Origin of the sequence: Janthinobacterium sp. 1_2014MBL_MicDiv (assembly GCF_001865675.1) — a bacterium.
Taxonomy (GTDB): Bacteria; Pseudomonadota; Gammaproteobacteria; order Burkholderiales; family Burkholderiaceae_D; genus Janthinobacterium.
On record NZ_CP011319.1, the window covers coordinates 2,359,198 to 2,370,332 of the forward strand.

Annotated in this window: 8 protein-coding genes; 3 read left to right on the forward strand and 5 right to left on the reverse strand. The window is 65.4% G+C overall.

What is annotated here, in order from left to right; all coding sequences use genetic code 11:
- Positions 1 to 21 precede the first annotated feature (21 nt).
- The 4 genes from YQ44_RS10335 to YQ44_RS10350 form a co-directional block, all read right to left on the reverse strand.
- Positions 22 to 2,013: a DUF6630 family protein gene (locus YQ44_RS10335; protein WP_071323304.1), complete on the reverse strand. Its 1,992-nt coding sequence runs from the start codon at positions 2,011 to 2,013 to the stop codon at positions 22 to 24.
- A 32-nt stretch (positions 2,014 to 2,045) separates the two neighbouring features.
- Entirely contained in the window at positions 2,046 to 3,446 is a 1,401-nt protein-coding gene (locus YQ44_RS10340) for a PoNe immunity protein domain-containing protein (RefSeq protein ID WP_071323305.1), read from the reverse strand.
- 64 nt (positions 3,447 to 3,510) lie between these two features.
- A complete protein-coding gene (locus tag YQ44_RS10345) occupies positions 3,511 to 4,323 on the reverse strand; it encodes an alpha/beta fold hydrolase (protein ID WP_071323306.1) in 813 nt (270 codons plus the stop codon).
- 1 nt (position 4,324) lies between these two features.
- Positions 4,325 to 5,635, reverse strand: coding sequence for an O-acetylhomoserine aminocarboxypropyltransferase (locus YQ44_RS10350; RefSeq protein ID WP_071323307.1), 1,311 nt, complete (start codon positions 5,633 to 5,635; stop codon positions 4,325 to 4,327).
- A gap of 287 nt (positions 5,636 to 5,922) precedes the next feature.
- On the opposite strand from YQ44_RS10350, the gene YQ44_RS10355 reads away from it, so the two are divergent.
- Positions 5,923 to 6,546 (forward strand): 2OG-Fe(II) oxygenase, encoded by a 624-nt coding sequence (locus tag YQ44_RS10355; protein WP_071323308.1) that lies wholly within the window; start codon positions 5,923 to 5,925, stop codon positions 6,544 to 6,546.
- A gap of 129 nt (positions 6,547 to 6,675) precedes the next feature.
- Positions 6,676 to 7,122 (forward strand): CBS domain-containing protein, encoded by a 447-nt coding sequence (locus YQ44_RS10360; protein WP_010398828.1) that lies wholly within the window; start codon positions 6,676 to 6,678, stop codon positions 7,120 to 7,122.
- A gap of 70 nt (positions 7,123 to 7,192) precedes the next feature.
- Here the strand turns inward: YQ44_RS10360 and YQ44_RS10365 are convergent, their stop codons facing one another.
- Entirely contained in the window at positions 7,193 to 9,454 is a 2,262-nt protein-coding gene (locus tag YQ44_RS10365) for a GGDEF/EAL domain-containing response regulator (RefSeq protein ID WP_071323309.1), read from the reverse strand.
- A gap of 558 nt (positions 9,455 to 10,012) precedes the next feature.
- Between YQ44_RS10365 and aroC the strand changes: the two genes are divergently transcribed.
- The gene (gene aroC / locus YQ44_RS10370; RefSeq protein WP_071323310.1) at positions 10,013 to 11,107 is read left to right on the forward strand and encodes a chorismate synthase; all 1,095 of its coding nucleotides are present in this window, start codon (positions 10,013 to 10,015) and stop codon (positions 11,105 to 11,107) included.
- Positions 11,108 to 11,135: the final 28 nt, after the last annotated feature.

Below are 11,135 nucleotides of genomic sequence, written 5' to 3' on the forward strand. Positions count from 1 at the left end.
GGCCGCCGCCGGGGCGAAAACTCACAGCAGCACTGGCCGCAGGGCCGCCTGCAGCGCCACCTTGCCGAATGCCGCCGTATCGCACGCGCGCACCACGCCCAGATAATACGTGTCCTCGCCGCCGTGCATGTTGACCAGGCGCAGCTGATGCGGCGCCAGGTGGGCGGCGATGGCGGCCAGGCCGTCGGCCATGGCGTCGCCATCGTGCTGGTCGGCCCAGGTGAAATCGCGCAGCGCGGGCAGGTCGATATGCCGGGCGATGCGCGGCACTTCATCGACCGCTTTCCAGTCCAGCGTGGTGCCGTGGCCCAGCACGTGGGCGGCCGTCGACCAGAGCAGGAAGAAACAGGCGGCTGCCGGCGTGTCGCCTTCGTATTCCTCCTCCGGGTCGTCTTCCGCCAGTTCTTCCAGCGTCACCTCCACGCAGCGCTGTGCCAGCGCCGCATCGCCCAGCAAGAGCAGCGCGGCCATGGCGCGCAGCTGTTCGCGGTCGGCTTGCGCGAGGATCTGCGCCGGCGTAAAGCTGTTGCGCGGCGGCGCTTTCTTCTTGCCCAGTCCCATGGCCTCGCTCAGCTGGGCCGTGATGGCCGCCTTGAAGTTGTCCACGGTGTCGAGCTGCTCCAGCAACTGGCCCGTGAAATCCATGGTCCACGCCATGCCATCCTTGACCACATATAGAAAATCGCTTTGCACGGCCACGCCGCGCAAATGGTGGGCGGGCGGGTACAGGGGCGTGAATGCCTGTTTTCCATCGGGCGTCAGCATGCACGCCAGCCCTTGCGCGTCGATGGCGAAGATCAGGTTCTTGCGCAGCCTGGGCGGCGACGAGGTGGTGGCGCAATCGATGGCTTCATACCGGCACGGTGCCAGCAGCTCGCCCTTGGCGTTGGCCAGGCCGAACAGGTAGCGCCCGGCTATGCGCTGGCTGACGATGGCGATCTTCTTTTTCGTGCCGAAGTCCTGCACGGAGCTGTAGGCGGTCGGCAGCAGCACCTTGCCCGTGGCGTCGATCACGCCGCAGACATTGCGCTCGTCGTCATCCTTCGTCTGGCGTTCGATGTCGATATGGCCATCGTCGCGCTGGCCGATATTGTCCACGCCGTCGATCAGCAGCGCGCCATCGGGCAGGCGCAGCAGACGGCTGGCGCCGTCCGGCGCGATCTGCTGCAGCAGGTGGGGGGAGATCACGTACAGGGCGCCGGGGGCGGGCGGCAGCACCACCGTGCCGTTCAGGTCCAGCACGCCGTGCGCATCGGGCTGGGCGGCCGTGGCGTAGGTGATCCAGCCATCGTCCGCGTCGTGGCTGTCCAGCGCAACCGCGTTCAGCGACAGCGGCACGATCCAGCGGCCGTACGGCGTGACCATGCCCAGCAGTTCGGGCTGTCCGGCCCTGGCCACTTCGTAGCACAGCGCGTCCTCAATCCACTTGCGCACTTCCAGGCCCTGCAGGAAGGGTAGTTCGTCCGTGTCGAGTTCCTCGACATCGGCCAGCTGCGCGCTGGTCGTGGCCGACCAGTAGCCGGTCGCGGGCGATGCGGCGCCGGCGGCCAGCAGCGGCGCCAGCGCTTCCCGGTCGCCGCGCAGCAGGGCCGAGTGCAACGCTTGCGCTTCGGCGCGCAGGGCCTCGAGCGCGGCCGCGTATGCCGGCGTGTCGATATCGTGCGGGATCAGCTGCACGCAATCGAGCACCAGCCACGGCTGGCCGCCGGCCAGCAGGGCGCCGATGGCGCTGCGCGCGACGATGGCGGCCGCGTCGCGCGGCTTGTCCATCAGTGCGGACAAGGCTTGCCAGCTGGCCTGCGCCTGCGCCATCGGCGCGGCCAGCACGCAGGCGCAGTCCTCGCCATCGCCGTAGACGGGCCAGGCGACGGCTTGTGCACCGTCGCCGATGAGCAGCTTGAACAGCATGGGCGTGTCCAGCCGCCATTCGGCCAGGCCGGTAATCGTGTCGGTGTCGAAATCGGCTTGGCCGGGCAGGACGGCGGTGCCGAACAGGGCTGCGGTATTGATCATGGATCTGTCTGAAAATGAAGGGTAGGGACGGTTCAGGGGGCGGGCGGCATGAGCCAGTGCGCGAGCGCGCCGCGATCGAGTCCCAGGCGTTGCGCCACGGCGGCCGCCTCGAAGGCCCACAGGCCGTAATAGCCGCCCAGGCCCTGCGCGCGCAGATGGCCGTTGAACCAGTCTTCCTGCACCAGCGCGCCGTGCCAGCTGGCCAGGTAGTCTTGCAGGTATTCCAGCTGCAGCGTTGCATCGTCCGCGTGCAGGCAGTCGTACAGGGCCGAGTAGGGTTCGGCGAAATACCACTCCTCGACGGCGGGACGCCGCGGATCGATGGCAGACAGCAGCGCCTCATACACGCCATCCTCGCCATCGAAGGCCGTTTGCAGCGCGGCCAGGCGCGCGGCCAGGTCGTGGCGGCCGAACAGCAGGCTGGCCCCCAGCAGTTGCAGGGTGCGCGCATAGTCGGTCAGCTGTTCGAAATCAAAGGCGGGCAAGGCGTCGTCATCGTAGGCTGCGGCCAGGGCCGCGCGCGCCGATTCGCAGGCGGCGATGGCCGCTTCCAGCGCCGTTTCCACCTCGGGCAAGGGCAAGCCTGCCGTGTAGCGCAGCGAAAACGCCTGGTAAGCGGCGCTGGCGGCCGCACAGGCCCAGTAGCCGTCATCGCCGCCATCGTCCAGCGCCTGCGCCCGTGCATACGCTGCCAGCAGGGCGTCGAGGTAGGCCAGGTTGCGCGCGAAATCAAACGGAGTGCCGAACGGCGCGGGCGGCGCCTGGCGCGGCGTACAGTGCCACGGCGCGGAGGACGGCGCGCAGGCGTTGGCGCAGTCGCGCTGGATGGCCCAGTCGGCAAAGATTTGCCGCATATACTGCGCCGTCTCGTCGTCGTGGGCGATGGCCCCGGCGCCCACCATGGTCGTGCCCAGCAGGGTATAGCCGGGAAAGCGGCTGCTCTCGTAGGCGATGGTGGTGACGCTCTGGATGGCCTTGCCGTCGCTCAGGTCGCGCACGCGGAAGTACACGTCGTCCCAGCCCGCCAGCGGCATGCCCTGCCGGGCGGCGGGCACAGTGGTCCAGCCGCCATCGGCCTGTTCCGCATAGGCGTCGAGCAGTTCGTCGAGGCCGCCGGGCCGGTCGATGCGGTTATTGGCGTCGTATTGCAGGCCCAGTGCGGCCGCGAACGCGGGCGCATGGCGGCCTTCGAAGACCAGGTATTGGGCGTTCAGGGTGCCGACCAGCAGGTCGCTGCGGCAGCCCGCCACGGTGACGGCTTGCGGCAGGCGGTACCAGTGGTAGCCCGGTATGCCGGCCATGGGGCCGCCTTCGGCCGCTTGCGGGTTATCGCAGCGCAGCTGTTCCAGCCAGGTGTAGCGTTCGTGCCGCGCCGCTTCCGTGCCGCTGCCGCGGCCAGTCAGTTCGTCCAGCAGGGTGTCCAACAACATCATGCATCTATCCTAAAAATGGGCGTGGCAAGCTGCCGCCGCCACGCGGGTACCAGTGTCCAGCGCCTCACGCGGGCGCTGTTTGCGCAAACGCAAACAGCGCGTCGAGCACGGCGTCCGGCTGCTCGGCCATCAACTCATGCCCGCTGTCGACCTGCACCGCCTGGCCATGCGCGATGCCTGAGGTCAGCAGCCGGGTCGATTTGGGCGGCGTCATCATGTCGCGCGCGCCGAAAATGAATAAAGTCGGGCAGTGTACCGAAGCGGCGGCGATTTCGCCGTTCGCGTACGCATTGCAGGCATAAAAGTCCGTATGGAACACGTGCTGCGGGTTGATGGCGGCGATGCGCTGCTTCAGGCGCCGCGCGCCGCCCATGGCATAGAAGCCCGGGCCGGGGAACGACGGCTTTTGCGCGATCGACGAATGCGACCAGATATTGACCATGTCGATGGCCGCCTGTTCATCGTGCAGCGAGGTTTCCAGCAGCGCCGGCGACACCTTCATCGGGTAGGTCGAGCCGAGCATGGCGAGCCGGCTGACCCGCTGCGGCGCCTGGAAGGCCGCTTCCAGCGCGATCAATGAGCCCATGCTGTGGCCGGCCAGCATGGCCTTGTCTGCGCCGGCCGCGTCCAGCACGGCCAGTATCCAGCGCGCCAGTTCCTCGACGCTGGCTTTCGCCGCGCCCAGGCTGCGGCCATGGCCGGGCAGGTCGACGGCCAGCACGTTCCAGCCATGGTGGGCGAAATAGCGCGTCTGCAGGGCCCACACGGAATGGTCGTTCTGCGCGCCGTGGATGAAGACGGCCGTCGGCTGATTTGGGTCAAAAGCCTTGCCGCCCGTGTAGCAGTAGGCGACGGTATGGTCGATGGTGAACAGCATTTCAGGCGCCTTTCTGCGACAGTTTCAGGCCACGGGCCAGGTCTTCGATCAAATCGTCCGCGTCTTCCAGTCCCACGGACAAGCGCATGGTGCCCTGCGTGATGCCGGCCTGCGCCAGCTGTTCGTTGGGCACGCGGAAGTGCGTGGTGGAGGCGGGATGGATGACGAGCGACTTGGCGTCGCCCACGTTGGCCAGGTGCGAGAAGATTTTCAGGCTGTCGACGAAGCGCTGGCCGGCCGCGCGGTCGCCGCGCAGGCTGAAGGTGAAGACGGCGCCGGCGCCTTTCGGCAGCAGGGTCTTGGCCAGTGCGTAATCGGGATGCGAGGGCAGTTCGGGGTAGGACACGGACTCCACGGCGGGATTGGCCAGCAGGAAGTCGATCACCTTGCGCGTGTTGGCCACGTGGCGGTCCATGCGCAAGCCCAGGGTTTCCACGCCTTGCAGCACGGCGAAGGCGTTGTGCGGGCTCATGACGGCGCCGAAGTCGCGCAAGCCCTCGCGCCGCGCGCGCAGGGCGAACGGCGCCACCGTCGATTCCTCGGCGAAGACCATGCCGTGGAAGCCGTCATACGGTTCGCACAGTTCGGCAAAGCGGCCCATCCTGTCGTAGGCCGCCTGCCAGTCGAAGGTGCCGCCGTCGACGAGCAAGCCGCCGATGGCCGTGCCATGGCCGCATAAAAACTTGGTGGCAGAATGGAACACCAGGTCGGCGCCATGCTCGAAGGGACGCAGCAGATACGGCGTGGTGAAGGTGGAGTCGAGCATCAGCGGCAGATGATGCTCGTGCGCGAGCGCGGCGACCGTCGGGATGTCCAGCACGTCGAGGCCGGGATTGCCCAGGGTTTCCGCGAACAGCACCTTGGTGTTCGGACGGATCGCGGCGCGCCAGGCATCCGGATCGCGCGGATCGACGAACGTCGTCTCGATGCCGAAGCGTTTTAATGTATAGGACAGCAGGTTGTGCGAGCCGCCGTACAGGGCGCGCGAGGCGACGATGTGCGAGCCGGCGCCGGCGATGGTGGACAGGCCCAGGTGCATGGCGGCCTGGCCGCTGGCCGTGGCGATGCCGGCCACGCCGCCTTCGAGGGCGGCGATGCGCTCTTCCAGCACGGCATTGGTGGGATTCGAGATGCGCGAGTACACATGGCCGGCGCGCTCCATGTTGAACAGCGAAGCCGCGTGATCCGAACTCTTGAAGGCAAACGAGGACGTGAAGTGGATCGGCGTGGCGCGCGCGCCCGTGGCCGGGTCGGGCGCGGCGCCCGCGTGCAGGGATAGGGTATCGAAACCGGGGTATTTCGGGCCGCTCATGGTGGTGTCTCCGCCAAATATTAGTGTGGCCAGATCGTACCCGGATTTGCCGCCGAGCAAAAGGGCATGCGTGCAGGGCGCATGGCGCCGTGCTGGCGGCTAAGTGGTGTAACTTGAAGTCGAAAAAAAGTGACCGGCGCGGGGCGGCGGTGGTAGCATATCGGGTCAGCGATATTCGGGTTGTTTCACCCTCGCGCGTGCGCCGCGCCGTGGGGAAGGCGGCTGCATGCAAGCGAAATCCTGGGCTTCAGGCGCACTCTCATTGCATGTTCACCAGGAAAGATTTTATGCCCGCACCATCGTTCGACGGCGCCCTCGCCGTACCCGGACCATCTGTCGCCGACGGCCTGTGCCACGCAGGCTGGGTCATGCAAGAGCATTTCATTCCTCCTGAACTCAGTCGCCAGCTGGCCGCCGAGTGCGTGCAATCCATGCTCAACGGCAACATGAAGGGCGCCGGCGTGGGCAGCGGCCACGCGCCCTTGCTGCAGCCGGATATCCGCGGCGACCATATCGAATGGCTGGAAGCGGGGCGTTCCGCCGCCTGCGACCGTTACCTCGAGCATATGGAAGCGCTGCGCCTGACCCTGAACCGCGAGCTGTTCCTGGGACTGGACGAGTATGAAAGCCATTTCGCCCTGTATGCGCCGGGCGCCTTTTACCGCGCCCATCTGGACCGCTTCCGCGACGACGACAAGCGCACCGTTTCCGTCGTGCTGTACCTCAACGATGACTGGCTGCCCGCGCACGGCGGCGCGCTGCGCCTGCACCCGCAGGGCGCGCCCGTGGTGGACGTGGCGCCGGTAGCGGGGCGCATGGCCATGTTCCTGTCGGGCGAGATGCTGCACGAGGTACTGCCGACGGCGCGGGAGCGCCTGTCGATAGCCGGCTGGTTCCGCCGCCGCGCGTGACGCAATGTTGCGCGCAATCCCCCTCGATTTGATTGTGCGCAAGGCTGGATTTTTCCGCAGGCATAGGCTACAGTCGCAGTAAGGGCTTAGAATAACTAAAATACCAATCACGCGGACAGGACGGCCAATATGAAAGTATCTGAAATTCTCCAAGTCAAGGGCAATATTCTCTACACGGTCACGCCTGACCAGCCCTTGCTTGACGCGGCCAATACCATGGCTGAAAAAGACATCGGTTCGCTGGTGGTCATGGAATTTGGCGACCTGGTCGGCATGCTGACCTTCCGCGAAGTGTTGAACGCGCTGCACGAAAACGCGGGCCAGATCGGCGGCGGCACCGTGCGCAAGCACATGGATGACCACCCGATCACCGTCACTCCCGATACGGAAGTGAACGAAGTGCGCCGCATCATGCTGGAAAAGCACGCGCGCTACCTGCCCGTGATGAACGCCAAGACCTTGCTGGGCGTCATCTCCTTCTACGACGTGGCGCGCGCCGTGCTGGAAGCGCAAAGCTTTGAAAACCAGATGCTCAAGGCGTATATCCGCGACTGGCCGGCCGAAACTACCGACTGAATTCATTCCTTGCAGTTAAAGCAACGCCGGCATCGCCGGCGTTTTGCATTCCAGGGGCAAGATGCGGCGTTTACGCCGCGCCCTGCAGCGCCTCATTGTTCAGCCAGCTGCCCAGCGCCGCAGCCGTCATGGGACGGGCAAACAGGAAGCCTTGCGCCATCGGGCAGCCCAGCGCCTGCAAGATCTGCGCCTGGCGCTCGTCTTCCACGCCTTCCGCGATGACGGCCAGGCCCAGGTTGCGGCCCAGCTGTATCACCATCTCGGCGATGCTGCTGCCGCGCGCGGAGCCCGTGATTTCCGTGACGAAGGCGCGGTCGATCTTCAGACGGTCGACCTGCAGGCGCTGCAGGTAGGACAGCGACGAGAAGCCCGTGCCGAAGTCGTCGATGGCGATGCTCACGCCCGTCTGCTTGATCTGCCACAACATCTTGATCAATAAATCCGGCTCTTCCATGGCCATCGATTCCGTGATTTCCAGCTCGATGAATTCGGGCGGCGCCTGCGTCTCTTCCAGCGCCGCGCGCAGCATTTCCAGGAACAGCGGATGGCGGAATTGCACCTGCGACACGTTGACGGACATGACGAAGTTGCGGTGGCCCTGTTCGCGCAGCAGCACCAGTTCGCGGCAGGCCGTGCGCAACACCCATTCGCCGAGGTCGATGATGATGCCCGAATACTCGGCGATGGGGATGAAGCGGTCGGGCGAGATGAACTTGCCGTCCGGCGTCTGCCAGCGCAGCAGCGCTTCCGCGCCGACGGGGCGGCGCGTGGTCAGGTCGATCTGCGGCTGGTACACGACAAACAGCTGGCCCTGGCTGAAGGCCGTGCGCAGCGCGTGCATCATGCGCACGCGTTCGCGGATTTCGATGCCCATGCTGCGCGAGAAATAGAAGTGCCCGGCCCGCTGCTGGCTTTTCGCCCGCTTCAGCGCGATGTCGGCATCCTTCAGCGCGTCCGCGCCCGTGCCCGCATGTTCGCCCAGGCGCACCAGGCCCAGGGTGGCGGACAGTTGCACGTCCTGGCCGTCGATGCAGAACGGCGCCTGGAACAGGGCCAGGATGTTGGCGGGATTGACTTGCGACGAGTCGCCGAGCACGCAGAAGATGTCGCCGCCCAGGCGCGCCACGGTCAGCTGCGACCCCAGTTCCGTTTGCAGGCGGCCCGCCACGGCGACGAGCAGCAGGTCGCCGAACTGGTGGCCCAGCGCATCGTTGGTTTCGGCAAAGTGGTCGAGGTCGACCAGCGACAGGGTGGCGTCGTCGCGCGCGGGGCCGGCCAGGGTGGCGTCGAGGATTTCCACCAGGCGCGTGCGGTTGGGCAGCTTCGACAGGTTGTCGTAGAAGGCCGCGTTATGCAGGTGCGACACGAGCTCGACATTGTCCAGGCCGACGGCGACATTGCTGCAGAATACTTCCAGCAGACTTTCATCGATGGCCGAGAGGGGGCGCGGCAGCAGCAGGTAGGCGGCCGCGTCGCGGCTCGACTTGCCGGCGAAGTACAGGGTGGCGTAATCGTGCGCGTACACATTGCGCCGCTGTGCCAGCGTGTGTTCGATGGCGGCCATCACGCGCGGGTTTTGCAGGCCGCACAGGGCGCTGTGCGGCAGGCCGGAAAAGCTGCCCGTGCAGGCCGAGACGAGCAATTCCTTGGCGCCGCTGTCGAGCAGTTCCTGCACGCACAGCACGCCGTCGGCGCGGATGCCCAGCAGGTCGGCGATCTGCGCCAGCACGCCGGCCGAGAAATTCTGCACACCATGCAGGGCCATCAGCTGCGTGCTGGCGTGCACGATCTGGTCCAGGCCGCGCCGGCTGCTGCTGATCGAGCGGATCTGTTCGTACGAGCGGATGGCGGCCGTCACCGTGGTAAACAGTTTGATGCGCGTCAATTCCGACTTGGTCTTGTAGTCGTTGATGTCGAAATCGCGGATGGCGTCGATTTCCGGCGCATAACCGGGCTGGCCCGTGCGCAGGATGATGCGCACGTCCGTCATCTTCAGGGTTTCGCGGATGTAGCGCACCAGGTGCAGGCCGGCGTCGTCCTGTTCCATCACCACGTCGAGCAGGATGACGGCGATGTCGTTCTCGTGCTTGAGCAGTTCGCGCGCCTGGCCGGCCGAGTAGGCATGCACGAATTCCAGCGGACGGTGCTGCATTTCCAGGTTGCCCAGCGCGAAAGTGGTGGTGGAGTGGACGTCTTCATCGTCGTCGATGATCATCACCCGCCAGACGCTGCGCGGCGCGGCGGCCAGCGGCAGCGCTGGTTGCTCATCGAGAAATACCAGGTCGTCGTGATCGTCCTTGTTGGCGTCAAGGGGGATGATCGGTGCGGGCATGTATAGCTTCTCCTGGATGACTCAGTACGGAATGTGAGCACATCAGAAATGTCCATGGCGTTGTTGCGCTGCCTCGCCGTACTCGCGTACTGACTTCGGCAGCGCGCCTAGCCCTGGGCATTTCTGATGCACTCAGGGGCAGCCAAAACAGCACTCAATTGCCGTGGCGCTTTGCCTCGCCGTACTCGCGTACTCTCTTTGGCAACGACGCCTGGCCCTGGGCATTTTGTGACGCGCTCTCGGCGCTGCACAAATCTGGTTTGGCAACCAGTATTGTGTAGCGCGCTTTGATCCAAGTATATAGCTATTTAATAAGCAAAATGTTTTTTTAAGCCTATTCTGTGGGGCAATATTTATTGTTTTGCATGATTGCAACTCATATCTGGCATTTTTCATACGAAAAAAAACGCGGGATTTAAAAATGGCGATTCCTGCGCGGCAAATGGCGGCAGCGAGGGCGGACACGCGCGCGAATATCGGGCGCTGGCGTGGCATTAGCGGCATGGCATGCCCCGCGGCTGGTAGAATTGAGTTTTCCAGTCCTCACATCTCCCTACTATGTCCGGCAACTCTTTTGGCAAGCTGTTTACTGTTACCACTTTCGGCGAATCGCATGGCCCGGCCATCGGTTGCGTGATCGACGGCTGTCCGCCGGGCCTGGTCCTGTCGGAAGCCGATATCCAGCCCGAGCTGGACCGCCGCAAACCGGGCACTTCGCGCCACGTGACGCAGCGCCAGGAATCGGATACGGTGGAAATCCTCTCCGGCGTGTACCAGGGCGTGACGACGGGCACGCCCATCGCGCTGCTGATCCGCAATGAAGACCAGCGCAGCAAGGATTACGGCAATATCGCGGAAAGCTTCCGTCCCGGCCACGCCGATTACACCTACTGGCATAAATACGGCGTGCGCGACCCGCGCGGCGGCGGACGCTCGTCGGCGCGCCTGACGGCGCCCGTCGTGGGCGCGGCGGCGATCGCCAAGAAATGGCTGCTGCAGCAGTACGGCACCACGTTCAAGGGCTGCATGAGCCAGCTGGGCGACATTGCCGTGCCGTTCCAGTCGTGGGAACACGTGCATGCGAACCCCTTCTTTGCCGCCAGCGCCGACGCGGACCTGATCGCGCGCATGGAAGACGCCATGGACCAGCTGCGCCGCGACGGCGATTCGATCGGCGCGCGCATCGACGTGATCGCGCAAAACGTGCCCGTCGGCCTGGGCCAGCCCATCTACGACAAGCTCGACGCCGACATCGCCTACGCCATGATGGGCATCAATGCCGTCAAGGGCGTGGAAATCGGCGCCGGCTTCGATTCGGTGGCGCAAAAGGGCTCGGAACACGGCGATGAACTGACGCCCGAAGGTTTCATCGGCAATAACGCCGGCGGCGTGCTCGGCGGTATCTCGACGGGGCAGGATATCAGCGTGTCGATCGCCATCAAGCCGACGTCGTCGATCCGCACGCCGCGCCGCTCGATCGATAAAGAGGGCAATCCCGTGATGGTGGAAACGTTCGGCCGCCACGACCCCTGCGTGGGCATCCGCGCCACGCCGATCGCCGAAGCCATGCTGGCGCTGGTGCTGATCGACCACGCCCTGATGCACCGCGCGCAATGCGGCGATGTGTCTGTTTCTACGCCGAAGTTGAAGTAAGTGAGGGTTGTCGGATTACGGGCCTGCG